Raw genomic sequence first — 19,727 nt, 5'->3', positions numbered from 1 at the left:
TCAGGTGGCGACTCACTCCGTGCTTTTCACGAATCCTTCCTGCACAAGCTGGACTGTCCTCGCCATGGCATTTCTGTTCACTACAACTCCGGGAAGAAGTTGACTATTTCCCCATCCGTGTGCCTTCGCCGTTGCTCCGCACAGCTCAACTTTCACACCGCGCTGGACGAGGTCGGCAATCATCTGCCTGTAAGGATTCCCCTCGGTGATCTTTCGCTCAACATTATATGCGGCATCATTCAGCACTACATGGCCCGCATTTGTGTGAAAGATGGCGATGATTTCTGACTCGGCGTTCCATTCGGTCACGTCATCCGTGATGAGACGCAAATGGGAAATGGAAGCCGGTAGATCCCCCTCGAAAGTCAGTGATGGAACGCTGAAAACCGTGTTTACATTTGCCAGTTCGACCGGAATGTCGATGTGCAGCTCGTTTCCAGTCCCGCTCATTCTCTTTCCTTCCCGGGGTGGCAACAGAGCCGTTACTGTTCGTTCTCATAATGAGACAACAAGTCCCGCCTGATCACATCAGCGGTCCCGCTGCCAGGGGAGTGGCGACCAGCGCTGAAGCTGCAGAGCATGGACGCCAGGCTCACCATCCGAGCCGAGCGGAGTGTGACGTATCGATTGCGGACGGACAACGCGAAGGCGCGCCTTCAAACAGCTCGCGCCTAGTGGGAATGCGACGCTGACCACCGTTCCGGCCGGGGCGGCCCCGGCCGGCGAGGAATGTGCGACTTCAAGGGGACGTCGCCACAATGGCTCTCAGTTCTACATCGATGTCCCCTCGGGTCCGTTCTACGGCTTCAACCGGCCTGGGGCGACCGTCTCGCAGGGACTGATCGACGACTGGTGGCGACCGGGCATGATGGGCAGCGCCCGCGCACTACGAGTGCATCAGGGTGTTCTCTGAGACCGACTTCACCGAGGATCTCAAGCAGATCGATATTCCCGTCCTCGTCGCGCACGGCACCGACGATCAGGTCGTCCCCTACGACGACTCCGCGGGGTCGTCCACTAGCGACTGACCGTCCCGGTGTCAGTCGCTAGCGCGCCACACGAGACTCCTCGACACGTGCAGCACCTATTCCGTTCCGCGGCGCCGTTGTCTAGCAGGGCACGGCTCACGAAGGTTGCCGTGTCCCGGTGGCGGTGCGGCAGCCGAGGAATGCATGCTTGGGGCGTTGCTCGGCGGTTCCGTCATGTCGAGGCATAGCCGCTTCAGTTGATGAGTCGGACGAGTGCAGCTCGGGATGGTGGAGCCCAGCTCGTCAGACGGTTTGTGCGGATTCAGGCAAGGGTGATGCGGTGTATGTCTTTGCCCGTGCGGGCTTGTTGCACAGATCCGGCGCCCCGGCTGGCAGCAGCACATTTCGTTCGCCCTCCGCCGCGGAGGTGCGGCATGCACCTCCGGCTTCTCTTCGAGGCTGGCCTCAACGGGTCCACCCTGGCGCGGACCTCGCAGCGGATCGAGTCCGAGATGGCCGTGCCGGCGAGGCGTTCATGACTCGGCGCGAGGCCCTTCGGCGGCGTCCATGGGACCTGGATGGTCTGCACAAGCACTACTAGCTGCTCGCATCACCACCGTCCCCGCCGAACCGTTCAGCCCTCGGGGGTATTGACAGCGCGCCTGAGGTGTAGCAATTCACCGATGCGCGATTCCCCGCGATGGGTCACAATGAACGCGGGACCGAATGGCGGACAGTGCCTCTAGGAGCAGGAGCCTTAAGCCGGGCGCGTCACTTGAGTGATGCCGCTCGGTGTCCGACGACCCCGGCCCAGGAAGGGACGTCTAGTAACCCTGCCGGAATGCATTCGGACGGCATTCACTGTACCGAATAGGTATCCCGCAAAGCGTGCCTTACCGCGTGAGGAGTTCCAGGTGGAAATCAACAGAACTGATACGGCAGTTGTGTTCATTGACCCACAGAACGATGTGCTCAGCGAGAGCGGGGTCAATTGGGACGCAGTGGGAGCGAGCGTCACAGAGAACGGAACCGTCGAGAATATGGAGAGAATATTCGAGGCGGCGAAGACGGGTGAATATGAGGTGTTCATCTCGCCTCATTACTTTTATCCGACCGATAGCGGATGGCGAATGAACGGGCCCCTCGAGACGAGCGAGCTCGAGACGCACACGTTCGCGCGCGCGGGGCAGCTCGATCTGACCGGGTTTCGAGGCTCCGGGGCAGACTGGGTGGACCGCTTCAAGCCCTACATCGAAGACGGCAAAACGGTGGTCGCGAGCCCACACAAGGTATTCGGACCCGAAACCAACGACCTGGTGCTGCAATTGCGCAAGCGGGGGATGCAAAGGATCATTCTCGGGGGGATGCTCGCGAACATGTGCGTCGAGTCCCATATGCGGCACCTGATCGAAGAGGGGTTCGAGGTCGCCGTGGTGAGGGATGCCACTGCTGGCCCCCGGCATCCGGTCTGGGGTGACGGCTACGAGGCGGCGATTATTAATTACCGCTTCTTCGCCCACGAGTTGCTGTCGACTGACGAAGTGCTCGATCGAATGAACTGAGGAACCCGCAGCCGGAAGCGGTGCTCGCGACCCTCCGACATTCCTGCTTCCCAGGCGTCATTCGGCAGTTGGTCTGCTGAGCAGGGACGTGGTGCAGACACGTGTAGTCGGCTGTAGCCGGCGCTCGGAACGAAGTGCAGCGGTACGAGCGCATACGAGCGGATGGGCCAGCGTGAGAGGGGACGCTGTGGAGTTCCAACATACCGTGGAGCTTGTCAGCCGAGCCGTTGACGCTGCGGGCGTAGTCGTCATAGTCGTGGGGACGCTGTGGGCGACTCTTCTCGCGGCCGTCCGGCTCAGGCGTCGGCAGGCAGGTGTGTACCGTGGCTATCGCCGTCGCGTCGGGCGGTCGATCTTGCTTGGGCTGGAGTTCCTCGTAGCTGGCGATATCATTCGTACAGTTGCTGTCTCACCGACATTCACGAGTGTCGGAGTGCTGGCCGTGATCGTAGCCATCCGTACCTTTCTCAGCATTTCTCTCGAGCTCGAGATCACCGGGCGGTGGCCATGGCAGAAGTCGGTGGCCGAGACAGACGACTGAGCCCGCGCTACACCATCAGCCAGTGCGACCATGCCTCCTGCTGTGAACTCGGCACCCGGTCAGTGGTCTGTGCGTGTCTGAGTTGCGTGGTCGTGGTTCTGGTGGCAGCGGCGGGAGACGGCACGGTGGGCTCGGTGGATAGGGCAGCGACGTGTTCAGGATCCTGCCGGAAGTATGTCTTGGCGAGGGCAGTGTGGCCTGCGCTCTGGCTGAATTCTCGCCAGGCGAAGGGGTGTTCGGCGGCCACGGTCGGCCGTTCGCCGAGCTTTCCCTGGACCAGGCAGTGGCCGATGCGCTGGAGTTGCTGTTCGAGCCACTCTCTGGAGGCGAGGAGGCCGTAGGCCGTGCCGCTTGGACGGTCCCACCTCAGGTACTGCACCTGAAGGTGCCCGTCGGCGTCTACCAGGGGTCGCCCGAGGGGCCGCGCTTCTCGGCACCTGATGTGCTCAGCGAGGCGCACTCAGTCACATCTGAACAGGGAGGAGGCCGTGCTCAACTGGCCAACTGAACGGCGCGCTCGATGCCACACGAGACGAGCAGAGCAGCAGAGCAGAGCCGCGCCGGACCGGGCTGGACGCCATGCGGGCACTGTGCGCGCACGGTGAGCGTGCACGCGGGACGCCGACTCAGCGCACGGTCAGCGTTCCCTTCATGTTGGGGTGGAACGTGCAGATGAAGGCGTAACTGCCGGCCTTGGACGGCGCGGTGAAGGACACCGACTTGCCGCTGGCGATGCTCCCGGTGTCGAAGGCCCCGCCTTCCGACGCGGTGACGGTGTGCGCGGCGGAGTCCTCGTTGACCACGGTGACCTTCTCGCCCGCCTTCACTGTCGACGTGGCCGGGCTGAAGGCAAAGTTCTTTATCGTGATGCGTGCCGTGTCGGCATTCGTGGAGGCGGAAGTGGCGGCCGATTGAGCTGGGCTTGACGTGCTCGACGGTGCTCCGCCCCCCGAGTTGGAGCAGGCGGTGGTGGACGACAGGGCTGCGACGGCGGCGAGTACCAGGGGAACGGCGCTTCGGCGGCGGGTTGAGGATGACATCGGAGCGGCCTTTCGGGAGAGAGGACGGGATGACGTCAGGCGCGCTTGGGCGGCCTCGTCGACCACGAAGGCGGCGGTCTCCCCGGAGGTCGAAGCGGGGGCCGGGGCCGTGCCAGGCAGCCTGAGTCTCTTCAGCGAGAGCGTGTTGAGCGCGGCGATGAAGCTGGAGTCGGACATGGAGGGGGCGGCGATCTTCGGGCGCAGGACCAGGCTGAAGGCCGGTTCGACCACGTCGGCGGCGATGGGTAGCGCGAAGGCGTTGTGGCCGCTGCCCTCAAGCCTTCCGACTACCGCGAAGACGCCTCATGGCGAACGCACTGCCGCCGCCCAGGAGGACCAGCATGGCCCCGGCCGCGATCGGTGCGGGTGCCGAGCTTGTGGCGCTGCCACCTACGCCGGCTTTGACCCTCCCATGAGGAGTGGGAGGGACCCTCATCGTCGGTGTGGCGGACGGCATCGCCGGCGGCATCATGGTGCACGTCATTGTCATGGTGGAGCGCGTTGGCATGGCTGATGGCATCGTCATGGTGCAAGGCATTGCCATGGACGGCATTGTCATGGCTGATGGCATCGACATGGTGCACGTCATCGACATCATGGTGGCGGAGGATCGCTGCATGGTGCAGCTCGGTGAAACGCTGGGGGTGGCCGCCGGGGCCGGCCGCGCGTTGGCCGGCGCGGCGAGAGCGGTCAGGGAGATCGTGGCGGCGGTGAGGACAGCGGCGGCTATGCGATGAGAGTGCATGGTTCTCTCCTCGGCCGGACGCGGCCTCGGTGACCGCGTGGGGGATCCGACATACAGAGATGAAAGCGCCGTGCCGATGTGCCTCGCGACGCGAACCGATCCCCTCCCATCACCGGATGCAGCCGAGCCACGGCCCGATCGAGCTGTTTTCCCAAGTCGTTGGGCATGCCTGTGCCGTCACAAACCGAGGTTGCGTGGTCCGCCTTCTGGGTGATGGTCGGAGCGCGGCCAGGGTGTGGTGCATCGGGGCATTACGTGCACGGGGCCCCAGCCCCAGGAAGGCCGACTTGCCGGCGGACGCCCTTTCGGCTGCCGTAGGCGGTCTGCGCCCTGCGAACCAGAGAGGTTGCGGATGTCTTCGCCCGCAGTGTTGTGGGTGACCGCCGCGGCAAGCAGAAGGCGCTGTTCCCAGGTGGCCAGGGAGCCGACGACCACGTGCTAAGCGCTTGTCCTGTGCGACCTGCGCCGGCGGTTAGCGCACCATGGGCGCTGCGAGTCATCGGCCATGGCACCGGTCCAGAGGTATCGGCGGTACTTCTCGCCTGCGCGGTCGGAGCCGTAGCCGCGGCGGGACTCCAGCCGCCACGCAGTGTGCTCGAACTCCTCGAAGCAGGTGCCGAACGTGTCGTCGTCGATGAACGGCACGCGGGCTACTCGTTGGGAGCGAGACGGGTGAGCTTCGCGCGCGGGGCGCGTACGAACGACTCGCCGTCGAGGACGTTCTGCACCTGCGCCAGGCCCTCGGGTTCCGTGACGGTGTAGCCCTGCACGACGCTATCCCCGGTCACGACGTCCTCATACAGCGGCACGGCGGACCAGCGCTTCGGGGCCCTGGTCACCACCTACGTGCCGCTCCTCGCGGTGTGCGGCCCCGTCCTGACCGGCTTCACTTCCACCCGCCCCCGCAGCCTGCGCGGGGCACCCGCAGCCGTCAGTGGCCCGCGTCCGCTCCCCGCACCACAGCGACCGGACAGCGCCCGTGATGCAGCAGCGCCTGACTGACCGACCCCAGCAGCAGCCCCGCGAACCCACCGCGCCCCCGTGCACCGACCACCACCAGCTGTGCGGACCGGCTCGCCTCAATCAGTGTCTCCCGCGTCCGACCGTGCACCACCCGATGCTCCACCACCACATCCGGATACCGCTCCCGGTGCCCGGCGAGCGCCTCGGACAGCAGGCGCTCCTCCTCCCCGGACAGCGCACCCGCCGGGTTCGCGTACGGTTCGGACGCCTCCTGCGGCGCAGGCATCGGCGCGTTCCACGTGGTCCAGGCATGCAGCGCGACAAGGGGCGCCCTGCGCAGCGCCGCCTCGGCGAAGGCGAACTCCACCGCCCGCTCGCCCGCGGCCGAGCCGTCCACACCCACCACGATCGGACCGTCCGCACTCGTCTGCTCGCGCACGACCAGTACCGGGCACCGGGCGTGCGCCGCCAGATGCACCGCCGTCGATCCGACCAGCAGCCCGACGAACCCACCCATGCCCCGGGAACCGACCACGACCAACTCGGCCGCGCGCGACTGCGCCTCCAGGACCGTCAGCGGCTCACCCGTGACCACGGCATGACCGACGTCCACGTCCGGTGCCGTCTCCCGCGCACGCGCAACGGCCTCCGCCACAAGACGCTCCACCATGTTGCGGATCCCGCCCTCCGGAGGACCCAGCGGCGACGGACCCAACGGCACATGCATCGCCGGCCACAGGAACGCGTGCACCACCCGAAGCCCTGCCCCACGCAGCCGTGCCTCCCCAGCCGCCGTCTCGACAGCGGCAAGGCTCGACGCCGACCCGTCCACACCGACGACCACCAGACCGCTCATCGTGCCTCCCAAGCCCAGACGTACCTCCGCTACCACTCCCAGCTTCAGCCCGGCCACATCCCGCCGCTACAGGACCGATGAGCCCTCACAGGCGCCATTCGGTCCGCTTCCCCGACGGCGTCCACGTCACCGAAGCCAAGGCGGCGTCCGGCTGCGACTGCCAGAGCCGACCCCCGCGCTGCACGGCCGCGCGCCTGCGGCGGCCATGCAGCGCCGCGACTCGTGAGGAGTCAGGAGGGCATGCCCAGTGAGCTGGGATCCGGGTCGTCCAGCGCCGCATGCCGTGGCTGGTGCTCCGGGTGAATCGTGATGCGTTCCACGGCACATGAGGGGCGTGTACCAGCGCGTGTGCGTATACAGGCGACCGCTCGCGTAGCAAGTAGCCCGCCCCGTCTGGGCGTTACAGGAGCCGGGCTACGGCCGAGGACCCTAGCCGGGCGTGGGAGGACGGGCCGTGAGCAGTCACGCACCAGCAGCTTCGGCATCGTCGCCGTCGACGGCGGGTGCGGGCGTGGGTGCGCGACGGCCGGTAGCCAGTGACTCTACGATCCGCGGGGGGACAGATGCCGGCGGAGAAGGCCGCGAAGGCGGCACGCGGGCAGCAGCCGAAGGCGAGGGCGGTGGCGGGGTGTCGAAGGTGCTGACGCGCGGTAGAACGTAGGGGTGAGGGACGGGAACATCCCTGGTGAGGGTGCGCGGCCGCAACGTCTGGTGGGGCCGGGGATCGATTACGGGGCGTTGTTCGCGGTTACCCCCAGCCCTTACATGGTGCTTCGCCCGGACCTGGTGATCGCTGACGTCAACGAGGCGGCTTGCCGGGTGACCGGGCGTGCGCGGGAGGATCTGCTCGGGCGGTACCTGTTCGACGCCTTTCCCGAGAATCCGGCGGACCCGGACGCTGAGGGAGTGCGGAATCTGCGTGACTCCCTGCGGTGGGTGGTGCGCTCGAGACAGCCGGACACGATGGCGCCGCAGAAGTACGACATTCCCAGGGCCGACCGGCCCGGCGTGTTCGAGGAGCGGTGGTGGTCCGTGATCAACACTCCGGTACTCGGGCCGGATGGGCAGGTGGCGTGGATCATTCACCGGGGGGAGGACGTGACCGAGTTCATCCGGTCCCGTTGTGGTGGGCGAGAAGGCGCTGCGCCAGGCGACGCGGAGGCGATGGAGGTCGAGCTGTACGCGCGGGCGCGTGAACTCGAGCGGCTGAACGAGGAACTGCGCCGAGCTCACGCCCGGGAGCGTGAGGTCGCCGTCACGCTGCAGGAGGCCATGCTCCGCTCACCGCATTTGGCCCGGCACCAGGACATCGCGGTGCGCTACCTGCCCGCCGCCGGGTCGCTGAACGTGTGCGGCGACTGGTACGAGGTGGTCGACCTGCCCGAGAGCAGGTTCGCGGTCGCGGTCGGCGACGTCGTCGGCCACGGCCTGGAAGCCGCCGCCGTGATGGGCATGCTGCGCAGTGCACTGTCCGCCTGCATCCGGACCGTCCACAACCCTGCCAGTGCCCTGGACGTACTGGGCCCCTACGCACGCGATGTAGAAGGGGCGCTGGCCACCACCGTCGTCCAAGCGGTCATCGACCCTCGCGCCCGCCGCATCACCTACAGCTGTGCCGGCCACCCGCCCCCCGTCCTGCTCCACGAGGACGGCACCTGCGACCTGCTCGACCAGGCCACCGACCCGCCGCTGGCGGCCCGTCTCGAACATGTCCCCCGTCCCCAGGCCAGTCTGCTCTACACCCCCGCCGACACCCTCGTGCTCTACACCGACGGCCTGATCGAGCGTCGTGGCGAGGACATCGACGCCGGGCTGCGACGCCTCACCGACGCGCTCGCCCTCCATCCTCGCTACAGCCCTGAACGCCTCGCCGACGCTCTGCTCGCGCGCCTGGGCGTCAGCAGCGGCGCCCGCGACGACATCGCCCTGATCGTCCTCCGGCTATGAGCCGCTCTCCAGCATGTGAGCGCTGCGGTGGCGAACGTCGCCGACTGAGACGCCCATGGTCAGCCTGCCTGCCTGCCGGCCGCTCTGCCGCTTTGACCGGAGGACCGTCGGCGTGGGCACAGGGCCCGTGTGCGCGGCAGTGGGTCCACCCGGCGTGGAGCGGGGCGACGCCAGGGCCGTTGCTGCCGAGCGGGCACGAGATGCCTGCGTCCTCGTGGTCGAGCTGGAGGCCCGGCGGCCGCAGGCGAGACACATCACCACTGCGTCATGATCGACGAGAGCGGTCGTCGGCTGCAGTCGCGACGCGTCGCCGACGACGAGCCCGAACTCCTCGAACTCCTCACTGACGTCCCGAGGCCTGGGAGAAGTGGTGACCTGGGGAATCGACCTGGCCGACGGCGGAGTCGCCCTGGCTAAGGCGGTCCCTCTCAACCACGACCAGCCGGTGTACTCGCTGGGGGAGTGGGCCATCCAGGTCTCGATCGCCGGGGCTCCCCGGTGGGTCTTGCCCTCGTCGGTCACGGTGGCGTCCGGGTGGAAGGCGCTGAGTGCGGTCGCGGTTATGTCCCGATGCTCTTTGGGCGAGGCCCTGGCTGCGCACCGGGACGAGGGAAAAGTCCGAGGTGGGGGACCGGATACGCTCAGGGTGTGATCGAGAATCTTCCTCCTTGTCCGAAGTGCTCGTGCGAGTACACCTACGAGATGAACGTCATGGTGGTGTGCCCCGAGTGCGGCCATGAATGGGTTCCCGCCGAGGCCGGTACCGAGGGTGGCGGCCTGGCGGGGGAGCGTGTCGTCAGGGACTCCGTCGGCAATGTGCTGCACGACGGTGATTCCGTGGTGGTGGTGAAGGCGCTGAAGGTCAAGGGCAGTCCCTCGGCGATCAGGGCCGGGACCAAGGTGCGCAACATTCGGCTGGTCGACGGGGTCGGCGGGCACGACATCGACTGCAAGGTCGACGGTTTCGGGGCGATGCAGCTGAAATCGAGCGTCGTCAAGAAGGCCTGATCCCGCCGCCCCGGTCCGGTCCGGGGCGAGGAGGACCGGGTGGCAGTCTGATGCACAATTGCAAAATTTCGCAATTGGTAAGATGCTGTATTGACTGTGCTCGCAGGTAGCCGCGGGCTGTTGCGTTCGCCCCTCGTGGGGGCCTGTAGGGAAAGCCGAGGGGTCGTGTCCGTTCCGCTGTACCAGGCCAAGGCCGAGTTCTTCAGGATGTTGGGGCATCCCGTGCGGATACGGGTGCTGGAGCTGCTGCAGGATGGGCCGATGCCGGTGCGGGACCTGCTGGCCGCCATTGAGGTGGAAGCCTCCGGCCTGTCCCAGCAGCTGGCGGTGTTGCGCCGCTCCGGGATCGTCACCGCTGCGCGGGAAGGCTCGACGGTCGTCTATGAGCTGGCCGGCGGGGACGTAGCCGACCTGATGAGGGCCGCGCGGCGGATCCTGACCCAGATGCTGGCCGGGCAGGGCGAGCTGCTGGCCCAGCTGCGGGAAACCGAGGTCGCCGCGCGATGACCACCGCGTTCAGCCGGATGTGGGGCCGGATCGGGCCGCTGCTGCCCGGGCGCGCCGACCTCACCGGGCTACGACGTGATCCGCGCCGGGATCTGCTCGCCGGGCTGACCGTGGCGATCGTCGCGCTGCCACTCGCCCTCGGCTTCGGCATCACCTCCGGGCTGGGTGCCGAAGCGGGCCTGGCGACCGCCGTGGTCGCGGGCGCGCTCGCCGCGGTCTTCGGCGGCTCGAACCTGCAGGTGTCCGGTCCGACGGGCGCCATGACGGTCGTCCTGGTGCCGATCGTCGGCAAATACGGGCCGGGCGGGGTTCTCACCGTCGGCCTGATGGCGGGCCTCATGCTCGTCGCCCTGGCCGCGCTGCGGGCCGGCCGCTACATGCAGTACGTGCCCGCCCCGGTGGTCGAGGGCTTCACCCTCGGCATCGCCTGTGTGATCGGCCTGCAGCAGATCCCGAACGCGCTCGGCGTGCCCAAGCCCGAGGGCGACCGGGTACTGGTGGTGGCCTGGCGGGCGTTCGAGGAATTCGCCACGTCCCCGAACTGGACGGCCGTCGGCTTCGCAGTCGCGGTGGCCGCGGTCATGCTGGTCGGGGCCAGGTGGCGGCCGACCGTGCCGTTCTCGATCGTCGCCGTGATCGCCGCGACGGCCGTGGCCCAGTTGGCACAGCTGGACGCAGCGAAGCCGATTGGTGACCTGCCGGCCGGGCTGCCCATACCGTCGCTGTCCTTCCTCGGCCTCGGCTCGCTGGGCGCCCTGCTCGCCCCCGCTGTCGCGGTCGCCGCCCTGGCCGCCCTGGAGTCGCTGCTGTCGGCATCGGTCGCCGACGGCATGACGGTCGGTCAGCGCCACGATCCGGACCGGGAGTTGTTCGGGCAGGGGATCGCGAACATGGCCGCCCCCCTCTTCGGGGGCGTCCCGGCCACCGGCGCGATCGCCCGCACCGCGGTCAACGTCCGCACCGGCGCGAGCTCTCGCCTCGCCGCCCTCATCCACGCTGCCGTCCTTGCCGTGATCGTCTTCGCGGCGGCGCCCCTCGTCTCGAAGATCCCGCTGGCGGCCCTCGCCGGCGTCCTGCTGGCCACCGCGATCCGGATGGTCGAGGTCGGCTCGCTGCGGGCCATGGCGAAGGCGACCCGCTCGGACGCGGTGATACTCGTCCTGACCGCGGTGGCGACGCTTGCTGTCGACCTCGTGCGCGCGGTGATCATCGGCCTCGTCGTCGCCGGCGCCCTCGCCCTGCGCGCCGTCGCCGGACAGGCCCGCTTCGATCAAGTGCCGCTGGACCGGGGCGACCACAGCGCCGAGGAACACGCACTGCTGGCCGAGCACATAGTGGCTTACCGCATCGACGGCCCGCTGTTCTTCGCTGCCGCGCACCGCTTCCTGCTGGAGCTGGCCGAGGTCGCCGACGTCCGGGTCGTCATCCTGCGCATGTCCCGGGTGTCCACCATGGACGCCACCGGCGCCCTCGTGCTGAAGGACGCGGTGGAGAAACTCCGACGGCGCGGCATCACCGTCCTGGCCTCGGGCATACGCCCCGGCCAGCGCCAGGTCCTCGACGCCGTCGGCGCGCTCGACCTGCTGCGCCATGAGGGCCGGGAGTACGACACGACTCCCGGGGCGATCCGCGCCGCCCGTGACCACCTGGAGACCGCCGGCGTCCTGCCCGCACCCAAGCAGCCCCCAAGCGCCGACGAGAAAGCCCTGCGATGAACACCGCCCCCGCCAGGTTGCGCATGGTCGAGGTCTCCGGAGCGGAGGCCCTGTGGCTGCTGGAGGGCAGCACTCTGGGGCGGCTGGTGTACGTGCAGCGGGAGCTGACCGTGTTGCGCCCCGCCCGTCATGTGTGGGAGTACGGTCGCCTGATCGTGCGCACGCCGGCCCCGGCCGCGATGGTGCCTGCGACGGCCACATACCAGGCGGACGAGATCCGTGCCGCGTCCGGCACCGGCTGGACGGTCACCGTCTGCGGGCCGGCCGAGGTGATCACGGACCCCGACGAGGGCGCCCACCACCGGCGCACTCTCACCGGCTGGACCCATGGCCCGCATGACACCCTGCTGCGTCTGTATCCCAAGACCCTCACGGGTTTCCGGCTCGCCCCCATGGAAGCGTGAAGGATGTCCACACAGCTGGAAGCCCTGCCCTACCGGCATGTACTCACCCTGCCCACCGAGCCGTCCGCCGTCCGGACAGCCCGCGAGACGGCCCAGCAGGCACTGGCCGAATGGGGGATCGGGCTGCGCCACCCCGCAGTGGACCCGGCCCTGCTGATCCTCAGCGAGCTGGTCACCAACACCGTCCGGCACGCCGCAGCCCTCTCCCCGCAGTTCACGGTGATCTACGCGGCGAGCCAGGACTGCCTGGCCTTCGCCGTCCACGACCGCCACCCCTATCAGCCGGCGCTGCACGGTGCGGTCACCGACGCCAGGAGCGGCGGCCTGGCCACCGTCATGGAGTTCGTCCTCGCCCTGGGCGGCACGGCGGTGGTGCGCGGCGACGCCGACGGCCGGGGCAAGAGCATCTGGATCACCCTTCCCCTCTGATCCCCTCTGACCGGTGCGCACCTGAGCCCGGCCAGTCGCACAAAGAGGTTTCGGCTGACCGGACCAAGGCCCGGCGTTTGAAGAGCGACGGGACACCACCTCGGCCGCTCACCCCGGTGCGAAGGAGCCGTCGCCGTCCCGGACGGGTACGACCGTGCAACCGTCCTCCGCGGTGGCGATGGCCACGTCCTCGGCGAGCCCCATGCAGGCCAAGTGCCGGCCGGAGGCCTCGGCGGCGACCGCATGCGTGAGATCGGCGGTGCCGTGGTACGCCGCCTTCGCCACGGCGGCACCACAGAGAGGGGCCCGTGTCCCGGGAGGACGCGTCGCAGACCAGGGTGCCGACGCCGGGCAGGTCCTCCAGGGCCGGGCGAGGGCCGCCGTCAAGTCACCGCTCGCCGACGGCGATCACCGTGACGGGGCGGTCAGGGGTGCCGTACCCGTGGGAGGTGAGCCGGCCGCCGACCGCGGTGGTGCTGCGCAGGCAGGGCGGCGACCAGCCGCACCGCGGTCGGCACCGCGGCGCAGATGGCGGCCCCGTCGGGCGAGGGCAGAACCCCGACGGGCGACGAAGGGCGCCGCCTGCGGGTGGAGCGGGGAGAACGACCAGGTCCCGAAGGACATCTTCAGCATGCGGGTCCGCCGCGAGGACACCGGCCGTCCGGGCGGACAGTTGCGGGGCGGCACTGGAGACGGCAGGCGAGGTACTTGAGCCAGGTGACGTCGGCGCCGTGCAGCGGAACGATCCTCACGCGGACCTCCTCACACGGCCTCAGTAATTGCTAATATTAGCAATTACTGAGGCCGTCACTACTGGATCCGGCAGTGCTCTTCCTTGGTGCGGATTCGGTCTGGACTGTGCCGCGGGCGAGGATGGGCCGCATGTTTTTGACGAGTGGGTGGATGCGATGCGCCGAGGCCCGGGCAGTGGTGCCGTGCTGTTGCACGGGGGAGGCGACGGCACGATGAGTACGCCGCTGTATCAGCTGAAGGCCGAGTTCTTCAAAACTCTCGGCCACCCGGCCCGCATCCGCGTCCTGGAACTGCTCAGCGAGCGCGAGCACGCGGTCGCGGAGATGCTGCCCGAGGTGGGCATCGAGGCCGCGCACCTCTCGCAGCAGCTGGCCGTACTGCGGCGCGCCAATCTCGTGGTGACCCGCAAGGAGGGCTCGACGGTGTACTACTCGCTGACCAGCCCGCATGTGGCCGAGCTGCTAAGGGTGGCCCGCACCATCCTCTCCGGCGTGCTGGCAGGCCAGGCCGAACTCCTCGCCGACCTGCAGGCCACGCAGGGCGAAGGAAGGCCGCCGTCGTAGCGGCGGCCCCTTGACCGGCCGCCGTCTCCCCGGAGTTGGACAGCACCCCGTGGTACCGGGAGACGGCGGCCTCACAGTCGGCGTAGAAGCGCTGAAGAGGTACTGAGGCAAAGCATCGGAAAAGCGGCGCAACTCCAGTCGAGGGCTGGCTCGTTGGGCACCTGCGGAAGTCCTCACCGTGTGAGCGAGGAGATCGTGGGCCTGTTGCTCCGCACCACTGGGCGGATGACAGAAGCGACATCATCGTCCACGGCCGCAACAAGGACCGCGCCGCCGACACCCTCCAGCACCACGATGTCGACGTGGCCGACGCGTTCGGTGTACCGCATGCGGCCAGGGCCAGGGCCAGGGCGGTGGCCAGGGCGGTGGCGCGGCCGATGCCTACGGTGGCTCCGGTGACCTGGGCGGTCTGCTGGGCGAGGTGCTCATGATCGTGCTTCTTTCTCCGGCGTACGGGTTGTTCAGCGGGTGCGCCGGGCGGTGAGGACGGCGTCGTGGACGGTCACCGGCGTGCCGTCGGGCGTGGTGGCCGCGCGCGGGCGCGCGGTTCGGGTGAGGACCTTCCACCCGTGTTCGGGGAGGTCGGCTGCGAGGTCGTCGGCGGTGTAGAAGAGGCCAGGTTCGGCCGGGCGGGGCATGGCGGTGTCGAGGTCGCCGGGGTGGTGACCGACGATCACCAGATGCCCTTCGGGGGAGACTCGGCCGGCGAGGGCTGCGAAGACCGATTCCCGTACTGGTTGGGGGAAGTGGCAGAAGGATGCGGTGACCAGGTCGTAGAGGCGCCCTTCGCCGGGCTGCCAGTGGCGGATGTCCGCCTGCTGCCAGGTCATGCGGCCGGCCAGGTGGGCGGGGGTGTGCCCGGCGGCCCGATGGAGAGCCTGGGAGGAGAAGTCGACGCCGGTGACCTGCCAGCCCTGCCCGGCCAGCCAGATGGCGTCCGCGCCCTCACCGCACCCCACCTCCAGTGCCGTCCCGGGCGCAAGGAGCGAGACCTCCTCGACCAGCGCGGAGTTGGGCTCACCGCTCCACACCTGGCCGGTGCTGCTGTAGCGCCGGTCCCAGAAGGCGGCACTGAAACGCGGGTCGTTCTCGGTCATCACGGACTCCTTCGAACAGCGGGACAGGGTCATGCGTGGGTGGTGTCGGGTGCGGGGATGCGGCGTGCCCACACGCCGAAGAGGATGAGGCCGGCAAGCGGGAAGGCCGCGGTGGCCAAGAGGGTCGCGCCCAAGCCGTGGCCCAGGCCGCCGGTGGTGGCCAGGACGCTGGTGAGGACGGCCAGGCCCATCGCGCCGCCGAGTTGCTGCAGGCCCTGGTTGAGTGCGGCTGCGGCTGCGATGTGCTCGGAGGGGGCCTGGTGCATGATGACGGCGGTGACCGGAGCGAAGGTCGCGCCCGCACCCGCACCGAGCAGGACCGAGGGCAGCAGCACCGTGACGATCGAGGTGTCCGGGCTGGCGTCGGCGGCCACCAGCGCCATCCCGACGATGCCCAGCACCAGGCCGGACAGACCGGCGCTGCCGATGACGCGTTCGCCCAGCCGCGGCAGCAGTCGCGGGGTGAGCTGGTTGGTGGCGATCAGCCCGAGGGTGAAGGGCACGAGTGCGAGACCGGTCTGGACGGGGGTGAAACCGAGGACCTGCTGGGTCAGCAGCGTGGTGAAGAACAGGAAGCCGACCTGACCGGCCGGGACGACCAGCATGGACAAAAGGGGGCCCGCGCTGCGCATGGCGGAGAGGAACGCCAGGGGCATCACCGGGTGGGGATGCCTGCGCTCGCACACCACGAGCACCACGAGGGACAGCGCGGCGACGGCGAACGCGCCCAGTACCAAGGGGCTGGTCCATCCCCGGTCGGCGGCGGAGGTGAAGGCGAAGACGAGGGCCACCATCGCCAGGATCGAGGCAACGGCTCCGCCGACGTCCAGTGAGGTGCGCCGGCGCTCCATCTCTGGCAGTTTGTGCACGGCGCCGAGCAGGACCGGGAGACCGATCGGGGCGTTGACGAACATCACCCATCGCCATCCCAGCGTCTGTGTCAGCACCCCGCCCGCGAGCAGACCGAGCGCGGCTCCGGCACCGACGGCGAGAACGAACATCGCCATCGCGCGCGAGCGCTGCGGGCCGGGAGCGGTGATTCCCATGAGCAGCACCAGCACGCTGGGCGCGGCCAGCGCGGCACCGGCTCCCTGGAGAGTGCGCGCGGCCACCAGGATTCCCGCCGAGCAGGCAAGACCTCCGACGACGGAGGCGATGACGAAGACAGCCACTCCGAGGACGAGCGCGCGGCGAGGGCCGATCATGGAGCCGACCTTGCCGCTCAGCAGAATCAGTCCGCCGAAGGTCAGCGCGTAGGCGGTGACGACCCAGGACAGACCGGCGCTGGAGAAGCCCAGTTCGCGGCCGATGTCAGGCAGGGCCACGTTCACGATCGAGGTGTCCACGACGAACATCAGTTGCGTCAGCACCAAAACCACCACGGCTGGTGCCACCGAGCCACGTCGAACGCTCAGCATCGCCCCGACCGACGGCGCCGGCACGGTATCAGGCCCACCCGCCGGGGCGGTGGGCGAGCTGCCTCGGGTCATTGCACCGTCTCCTGTCCTGTGTCATCGCCTACATCGGAGCGCCTGCAGACACAGTCGGACCACGCAGATCAACATGCAAAGATCCTTGCTGCGGTGGCAAGGTAGGGACATGGATGAAGAGACCGCATCGACGATGGATGCGATCGGGCCCCGCCTGAAAGGGCTGCGCACTCAGCGCAACCTGTCGCTGACCTTCCTCGCCCAGTCCACCGGGATCTCCCTGAGCACGCTCTCCCGCCTGGAGACCGGTCAGCGCCGCCCCACCCTTGAACTGCTGCTCCCTCTGGCGCGCGAGCTGCGCGTGGACATCAGCGAACTCATCGGGGCGCCGCAGACCGGCGATCCCCGCCTGCAGCTCAAGCCCGTCACCCGCCACGGCATGACCCTGCTGCCCCTGACTCGGCGAGCAGGAAGCCTGCAAGCCTACAAACTGATCATCTCGCCCAGGATGCGCTCACCCGAACCCGAGCAGTCCAGCCATGAGGGCTACGAGTGGATCTACGTCCTCGACGGCCGCCTGCGCCTGGTCCTGGGAGACAACGACCTGGTCATGGGGCCCGGTGAAGCGGCCGAATTCGATACCCGCACCCCCCACTGGTTCGGCAACGCCGACGAGAACCCCGTCGAAATCCTCAGCCTCCTGGGCCACCAAGGAGAGCGCGCACACCTCCGGGCCCGGACCGTACGGCGTGAGGGCACCGCAGCAGGCACCGAGTGACACACGCACCGCGGCCAAGGCCACTACAAGGCGGTTCTTGTGGCCGGGGGCATGGCGTTGTCATGGGCGTCTCGGCCCGGCTGCTGCGCAAGGAGTACGACAGCCACGTCCGCCGATACCTGTGGGGCGGACACTTCTGGTCCGGCTCGTACTTCGCCGAAAGCTGCGGCGGGGCGCCCCTGACCGTCGTACGCCAGTACATCGAGAACCAGAAACGCCCCGCGTAGCGGCTTGAGGTGAACACTGCTCACGTGCGGGTCACAGCAGTTCTGAGATGGCCTTCACCCCCGGCGTAAACGCCGGAGCACTGGCCAAGATCAAAGGTAGATCCGGCGGCGAGGCATTGGTCGCGGAGCAGACGGCCCGGCGGTTTCGCTCCACGGTCTGGCGGCGCCTCGACGAAGACCGGTCGCGGTCGGCAATTCGCCCGGGAAAATTGCCGCTCGTACTGTTTCATGTCGGCCTTCATCGCCCGCACGGCCCTGGCCTAGCCTGGCGCGACGTACACGCTCCGCTGAATCTGCTTCTGGAAATGGGCAGTTACCGAGCCCGGATACCGGCGGTGCCGAGATCTGACGCGGCCGCCGGAGCGGCGCCGCGGACGTGCCGCCGAGAGTTGATCATCAATCAGGAGGTATCACACATGCCTGCAATGCCCGACCGACGCTCGGTTCTGCGTGTAGGACTGGCCACCACCCTGCCCGCGGCGGTCGCCGTGGCCGCGGCGTCGCCGGCCCAGGCCGGGGTTTCCCACCTCCGCGGGTCTGACGTGACTCGCTGGATGGACACGTATCTGAAGGCATGGCAGACGAAGGACGCGGACCTTGCCGCTTCGCTGTTCACGCGTGATGCCGTCTACCAGGCCGTCCCGGGTCTAGCGGATCAGATGTTTCATGGTCGCGATGAGATACACGAGTACTGGACGGGTGTCACGGCCTCTCAGGCCGAGATGTCGGGTATTCAGGGCCGTCCCTTCGTGTCGGGAAACCGAGCTGACATCGAGATCTGGGTGACCATGCAGATCCCGTCCGAGACCGATGGCTCCATGCAGTGGGTCACGTTGATCGAGACGAACATCCTCACGTTCGCCACCCCGAAGCTTTGTTCCAGCAACATCGAGTACAACCAGATCCTCGATGGGAAAATCGACCCGCCGGCCGGCTGGGGCCACTTCTGATCGAGCCTTGCCCGCCCGGCCGCGTGCCTGGTCGAGCGAACCTTCGCCATGCTCTCTTCACCGTGGGCGACTTCGTGGGCACGCCCGAGTGCGACCTGCTGTAGGGGTCGAGGAATTCGACAGAACGATTGACTGATTCGAACGCGACGGACCGAACGAGCATCGTCGGCGATCAGTGATCCCTTGTCCGCCTCCCTTCGCCTGAATCGGAGAATTCGTCGTGCTCAACACAATCTCCACGGACTCCACCACAGTCCCGGACGGCGACGAACGGATGCGGCGGTGAAAGCCGGCCGACTGGCCGCCGACTCGGCCTTGACCGTACTCGCACCGGCAATCTGGGGCTCCACCTATCTGGTAACCACGGAATGGCTGCCCGCGGACCGGCCGCTGCTGGCCTCCACCATTCGGGCACTGCCCGCCGGACTGGTGCTCCTCGCAATCGGCCGGTCCCTGCCGCGAGGTGTGTGGTGGTGGCGGGCAATCGTCCTTGGCGTGCTCAACATAGGTGCCTTCTTCTACCTGCTGTTCCTCGCCGCCTACCACCTGCCCGGCGGCGTCGCCGCGCTGGTGATCGCAGCCCAGCCGATGATCGTGCTGCTGCTGGGGGCGGCCCTGCTGAGGGAGCGCGTCCGGACTGTCCAGGTGGGCTTCTGCGCGCTCGGCATGCTGGGAGTGGCGCTGCTGGTCTTGCGCCCCACCGCGGGCATGGACACCATCGGCATCCTTGCGGGCCTGGCCGGCGCCATCAGCATGGCGACAGGAGTCGTGCTCACCAAATACTGGGGCCGCCCGGAAGGCGTGGGCGTACTGACCTTCACCGGCTGGCAGCTGACCGTCGGCGGACTCGTCCTGGCCCCTGTGATGCTGACAGCCGAAGGCCTGCCCGACCACCTCACCTGGACCCACATCGGCGGTTTCGCCTTTCTCAGCCTCATCGGCGCGCTGTTCGCCTACGCCATCTGGTTCCGCGGGATCGCCCGACTGCCCGCACTGGCCGTCTCCATGCTGGGCTTCGGCAGCCCGCTGTCCGCCACCGTCCTCGGCTACGTCGTGCTCGATCAGAGCCTGTCCGCACTCCAGTTGACCGGCGCTGCCGCAGTCATCACCGCCGTCATGCTGGCCCAGCTCCGCTCGCCGCGGGCCGCCCCGACACCGGCCACCGAAAGTCCGACTACCGAACCGTCTGCCGCCAAAGCGCTCTGAAGAACGGTTCACCTGCCACCAAGGAGCTGACGTTGAAC

General features: G+C 68.2%; 23 protein-coding genes and 2 pseudogenes. 16 read left to right on the top strand and 9 right to left on the bottom strand.

Annotation, left to right across the window (positions count from 1 at the left end; translation table 11 throughout):
* Positions 1-12: 12 nt before the first annotated feature.
* Entirely contained in the window at positions 13-450 is a 438-nt protein-coding gene (locus H305_RS51150) for a DsrE family protein (protein ID WP_078629300.1), read from the bottom strand.
* 307 nt (positions 451-757) lie between these two features.
* On the opposite strand from H305_RS51150, the pseudogene H305_RS51145 reads away from it, so the two are divergent.
* The 4 genes and pseudogenes from H305_RS51145 to H305_RS53550 form a co-directional block, all read left to right on the top strand.
* Positions 758-1,016: pseudogene (locus H305_RS51145) on the top strand (alpha/beta fold hydrolase); the annotation flags it as partial.
* Between the two features lie 866 nt (positions 1,017-1,882).
* On the top strand, positions 1,883-2,530 hold the full coding sequence (locus tag H305_RS0130115; RefSeq protein ID WP_028803737.1) for a cysteine hydrolase: 648 nt from the start codon (positions 1,883-1,885) through the stop codon (positions 2,528-2,530).
* A 205-nt stretch (positions 2,531-2,735) separates the two neighbouring features.
* On the top strand, positions 2,736-3,071 hold the full coding sequence (locus tag H305_RS0130110) for a DUF1622 domain-containing protein (RefSeq protein ID WP_234021102.1): 336 nt from the start codon (positions 2,736-2,738) through the stop codon (positions 3,069-3,071).
* A 151-nt stretch (positions 3,072-3,222) separates the two neighbouring features.
* A complete protein-coding gene (locus H305_RS53550; protein ID WP_158690590.1) occupies positions 3,223-3,579 on the top strand; it encodes a hypothetical protein in 357 nt (118 codons plus the stop codon).
* Positions 3,580-3,697: 118 nt separating this feature from the next.
* Here the strand turns inward: H305_RS53550 and H305_RS51140 are convergent, their stop codons facing one another.
* Positions 3,698-4,111, bottom strand: a complete 414-nt coding sequence (locus tag H305_RS51140) for a cupredoxin domain-containing protein (RefSeq protein WP_234021143.1) — start codon at positions 4,109-4,111, stop codon at positions 3,698-3,700.
* 443 nt (positions 4,112-4,554) lie between these two features.
* On the opposite strand from H305_RS51140, the gene H305_RS0130095 reads away from it, so the two are divergent.
* Positions 4,555-4,848, top strand: coding sequence for a hypothetical protein (locus H305_RS0130095; protein ID WP_158690589.1), 294 nt, complete (start codon positions 4,555-4,557; stop codon positions 4,846-4,848).
* Between the two features lie 446 nt (positions 4,849-5,294).
* On the opposite strand, the gene H305_RS56120 is transcribed toward H305_RS0130095, so the two are convergent.
* The 3 genes from H305_RS56120 to H305_RS0130080 all read right to left on the bottom strand — a co-directional run bounded on the left by H305_RS56120 (position 5,295) and on the right by H305_RS0130080 (position 6,675).
* Entirely contained in the window at positions 5,295-5,501 is a 207-nt protein-coding gene (locus H305_RS56120; protein ID WP_051371079.1) for a DUF6879 family protein, read from the bottom strand.
* Positions 5,502-5,506: 5 nt separating this feature from the next.
* Positions 5,507-5,698, bottom strand: a complete 192-nt coding sequence (locus tag H305_RS47380; protein WP_037765773.1) for a hypothetical protein — start codon at positions 5,696-5,698, stop codon at positions 5,507-5,509.
* Positions 5,699-5,787: 89 nt separating this feature from the next.
* Positions 5,788-6,675 carry a universal stress protein gene (locus tag H305_RS0130080; protein ID WP_028803732.1) on the bottom strand — a complete coding sequence of 296 codons (888 nt, stop codon included), beginning with the start codon at positions 6,673-6,675 and terminating at the stop codon, positions 5,788-5,790.
* 765 nt (positions 6,676-7,440) lie between these two features.
* Between H305_RS0130080 and H305_RS0130075 the strand changes: the two genes are divergently transcribed.
* From H305_RS0130075 to H305_RS0130045, 6 genes are all read left to right on the top strand, one after another.
* A complete protein-coding gene (locus tag H305_RS0130075) occupies positions 7,441-8,622 on the top strand; it encodes a SpoIIE family protein phosphatase (RefSeq protein ID WP_078629299.1) in 1,182 nt (393 codons plus the stop codon).
* A gap of 648 nt (positions 8,623-9,270) precedes the next feature.
* Positions 9,271-9,630 carry a zinc ribbon domain-containing protein YjdM gene (locus H305_RS0130065; protein WP_028803730.1) on the top strand — a complete coding sequence of 120 codons (360 nt, stop codon included), beginning with the start codon at positions 9,271-9,273 and terminating at the stop codon, positions 9,628-9,630.
* Positions 9,631-9,795: 165 nt separating this feature from the next.
* A complete protein-coding gene (locus tag H305_RS0130060) occupies positions 9,796-10,137 on the top strand; it encodes an ArsR/SmtB family transcription factor (RefSeq protein WP_028803729.1) in 342 nt (113 codons plus the stop codon).
* Positions 10,134-11,852, top strand: a complete 1,719-nt coding sequence (locus H305_RS0130055; RefSeq protein ID WP_028803728.1) for a SulP family inorganic anion transporter — start codon at positions 10,134-10,136, stop codon at positions 11,850-11,852. The genes H305_RS0130060 and H305_RS0130055 overlap by 4 nt, the downstream gene beginning before the upstream one ends.
* Positions 11,849-12,256 carry a pyridoxamine 5'-phosphate oxidase family protein gene (locus H305_RS0130050; RefSeq protein ID WP_028803727.1) on the top strand — a complete coding sequence of 136 codons (408 nt, stop codon included), beginning with the start codon at positions 11,849-11,851 and terminating at the stop codon, positions 12,254-12,256. The genes H305_RS0130055 and H305_RS0130050 overlap by 4 nt, the downstream gene beginning before the upstream one ends.
* A gap of 3 nt (positions 12,257-12,259) precedes the next feature.
* On the top strand, positions 12,260-12,685 hold the full coding sequence (locus H305_RS0130045; protein WP_028803726.1) for an ATP-binding protein: 426 nt from the start codon (positions 12,260-12,262) through the stop codon (positions 12,683-12,685).
* A 108-nt stretch (positions 12,686-12,793) separates the two neighbouring features.
* Here the strand turns inward: H305_RS0130045 and H305_RS53545 are convergent, their stop codons facing one another.
* Positions 12,794-12,970, bottom strand: coding sequence for a hypothetical protein (locus H305_RS53545; RefSeq protein ID WP_158690588.1), 177 nt, complete (start codon positions 12,968-12,970; stop codon positions 12,794-12,796).
* Between the two features lie 680 nt (positions 12,971-13,650).
* Here H305_RS53545 and H305_RS0130035 point away from each other — a divergent pair.
* Positions 13,651-14,001: an ArsR/SmtB family transcription factor gene (locus H305_RS0130035; protein WP_028803725.1), complete on the top strand. Its 351-nt coding sequence runs from the start codon at positions 13,651-13,653 to the stop codon at positions 13,999-14,001.
* Between the two features lie 173 nt (positions 14,002-14,174).
* On the opposite strand, the gene H305_RS53540 is transcribed toward H305_RS0130035, so the two are convergent.
* The 3 genes from H305_RS53540 to H305_RS47365 form a co-directional block, all read right to left on the bottom strand.
* Positions 14,175-14,330, bottom strand: coding sequence for a hypothetical protein (locus tag H305_RS53540; protein ID WP_158690587.1), 156 nt, complete (start codon positions 14,328-14,330; stop codon positions 14,175-14,177).
* Between the two features lie 132 nt (positions 14,331-14,462).
* A complete protein-coding gene (locus tag H305_RS0130030; protein WP_028803724.1) occupies positions 14,463-15,098 on the bottom strand; it encodes a class I SAM-dependent methyltransferase in 636 nt (211 codons plus the stop codon).
* A gap of 29 nt (positions 15,099-15,127) precedes the next feature.
* On the bottom strand, positions 15,128-16,468 hold the full coding sequence (locus H305_RS47365) for an MFS transporter (RefSeq protein ID WP_051371075.1): 1,341 nt from the start codon (positions 16,466-16,468) through the stop codon (positions 15,128-15,130).
* Between the two features lie 229 nt (positions 16,469-16,697).
* Here H305_RS47365 and H305_RS0130020 point away from each other — a divergent pair, with 229 nt between their 5' ends.
* The 4 genes and pseudogenes from H305_RS0130020 (at position 16,698) to H305_RS0130005 (ending at position 19,689) form a co-directional block, all read left to right on the top strand.
* Positions 16,698-17,306 carry a helix-turn-helix domain-containing protein gene (locus H305_RS0130020; RefSeq protein WP_028803723.1) on the top strand — a complete coding sequence of 203 codons (609 nt, stop codon included), beginning with the start codon at positions 16,698-16,700 and terminating at the stop codon, positions 17,304-17,306.
* A gap of 65 nt (positions 17,307-17,371) precedes the next feature.
* Positions 17,372-17,533 (top strand): annotated as a pseudogene (locus H305_RS47360) (IS200/IS605 family transposase); the annotation flags it as partial.
* A gap of 47 nt (positions 17,534-17,580) precedes the next feature.
* Positions 17,581-18,483, top strand: a complete 903-nt coding sequence (locus H305_RS55115; protein WP_078629297.1) for a nuclear transport factor 2 family protein — start codon at positions 17,581-17,583, stop codon at positions 18,481-18,483.
* 282 nt (positions 18,484-18,765) lie between these two features.
* Complete coding sequence (locus H305_RS0130005; protein WP_028803721.1) at positions 18,766-19,689, top strand: EamA family transporter; 924 nt, start codon at positions 18,766-18,768, stop codon at positions 19,687-19,689.
* Positions 19,690-19,727 lie beyond the last annotated feature (38 nt).

This window comes from Streptomyces sp. 142MFCol3.1 (assembly GCF_000424945.1).
Taxonomy (GTDB): Bacteria; Actinomycetota; Actinomycetes; order Streptomycetales; family Streptomycetaceae; genus Streptomyces; species Streptomyces siamensis.
The sequence above is the reverse complement of the archived record's forward strand: the minus strand, read 5'-3'. Positions and strand labels throughout refer to the sequence as shown.

Excerpts from the sequence above, each read along its gene's own strand:
- H305_RS51150 (WP_078629300.1), bottom strand. The coding sequence starts at position 450 with ATGAGCGGGACTGGAAACGAGCTGCACATCGACATTCCGGTCGAACTG.
- H305_RS51140 (WP_234021143.1), bottom strand. The coding sequence starts at position 4,111 with ATGTCATCCTCAACCCGCCGCCGAAGCGCCGTTCCCCTGGTACTCGCC.
- H305_RS0130080 (WP_028803732.1), bottom strand. The coding sequence starts at position 6,675 with ATGAGCGGTCTGGTGGTCGTCGGTGTGGACGGGTCGGCGTCGAGCCTT.
- H305_RS0130075 (WP_078629299.1), top strand. The coding sequence starts at position 7,441 with ATGGTGCTTCGCCCGGACCTGGTGATCGCTGACGTCAACGAGGCGGCT.
- H305_RS0130055 (WP_028803728.1), top strand. The coding sequence starts at position 10,134 with ATGACCACCGCGTTCAGCCGGATGTGGGGCCGGATCGGGCCGCTGCTG.
- H305_RS0130050 (WP_028803727.1), top strand. The coding sequence starts at position 11,849 with ATGAACACCGCCCCCGCCAGGTTGCGCATGGTCGAGGTCTCCGGAGCG.
- H305_RS0130045 (WP_028803726.1), top strand. The coding sequence starts at position 12,260 with ATGTCCACACAGCTGGAAGCCCTGCCCTACCGGCATGTACTCACCCTG.
- H305_RS0130035 (WP_028803725.1), top strand. The coding sequence starts at position 13,651 with ATGAGTACGCCGCTGTATCAGCTGAAGGCCGAGTTCTTCAAAACTCTC.
- H305_RS53540 (WP_158690587.1), bottom strand. The coding sequence starts at position 14,330 with ATGCGGTACACCGAACGCGTCGGCCACGTCGACATCGTGGTGCTGGAG.
- H305_RS0130030 (WP_028803724.1), bottom strand. The coding sequence starts at position 15,098 with ATGACCGAGAACGACCCGCGTTTCAGTGCCGCCTTCTGGGACCGGCGC.
- H305_RS0130020 (WP_028803723.1), top strand. The coding sequence starts at position 16,698 with ATGGATGAAGAGACCGCATCGACGATGGATGCGATCGGGCCCCGCCTG.
- H305_RS55115 (WP_078629297.1), top strand. The coding sequence starts at position 17,581 with ATGGCCTTCACCCCCGGCGTAAACGCCGGAGCACTGGCCAAGATCAAA.